Genomic DNA, 963 nt, shown 5'->3' with positions numbered 1-963 from the left:
GCTGCTCGCGCGGGGCCGCTTGCCCATGGGCTGCCAAGCCCAGCGCATTGTTGGCTGCGACCATTTGCCGGTATTTCTGCAGAAAGCCCCAGGCTGTGCCGAAACGGGGGCCTGCGTTCTTCTTGTATTCGTCAACCGCCCGGCTCAGCACCGCGGGTTCAATCTGGGCAATGCCCTTGCCGAAGTTCTGACTGAGCCACTCGTTGAAACGACACAAATGACTCCGATAGCTATTTAGCGTGTCTTTTCCGTACCTGCTTGCAGCTGCCCGACATGCATCTTCGATCACCTGGTTGTCTTCGCTGACCGAGCGCGATCTAGCTGTTGTGACAGTCTGTCCGGCAGAATGCTGCCGGAGCCTTCCCAATGCCACGTTGATGTCGCTCAATAGTACGGCATCGTTGCCCGCGAAGTTCTTCGCCAGGCCGTCCAGCTGCTCGTCCTCAATCCGACCGTGGATTTGGCTCTGGTGGTTCTCGTCAAGCCATTTGCTGAACTTGCGCAGCGCCGCTAGATCGCCTCCCAAGGTTGGTGCTTTGAGGCGGGCCACGGCTTCTGCCCGGTATTGGGCGAAGAGTTCCTCATCGTCCTTCGTGCCGGGTCGAACAGTCGAAGCAGCCGTCACAGGCTGTCCGGCAGAATGTTGCCGGAGCCTCTTCAGCGCCGGGTTGATACGCGCGCTCTCGCGCTCCGCGAAGTCCTTCACCAGCGCGTCCAACCCCGGGTCCTCAATCCGGCCGGCGATCTGCGTCCGATGGTTCTCGTCAAGCCATGTGCTGAACTTGCGCAGCGCCGTTATATCGCCAGTGATCGATTTCTTGCTCACCTTTGTTGTAGCCTCGGCACGGTAGGCGGCAAAAAGCACCTCGTCCGGGTGCTCGCGGCCGCGCTTGCGGCGGCGCGTTTGCTGAACGACGGAAGCCTGGTGCGACGCCTCGGCCGGCGTTGTATGGCGCGCGCCGG

Annotated in this window: 1 protein-coding gene; it reads right to left on the bottom strand. The window is 61.4% G+C overall.

Annotation, left to right across the window (positions count from 1 at the left end; all coding sequences use genetic code 11):
* The coding region (locus RFM98_RS31175) for a hypothetical protein (protein ID WP_320312294.1) at positions 1-963 on the bottom strand (963 nt) is incomplete at both ends.

The sequence above is a fragment of the Mesorhizobium australafricanum genome (genome assembly GCF_033977265.1).
Taxonomy (GTDB): Bacteria; Pseudomonadota; Alphaproteobacteria; order Rhizobiales; family Rhizobiaceae; genus Mesorhizobium; species Mesorhizobium australafricanum.
This window is presented reverse-complemented; position numbering and strand designations above follow the sequence as displayed.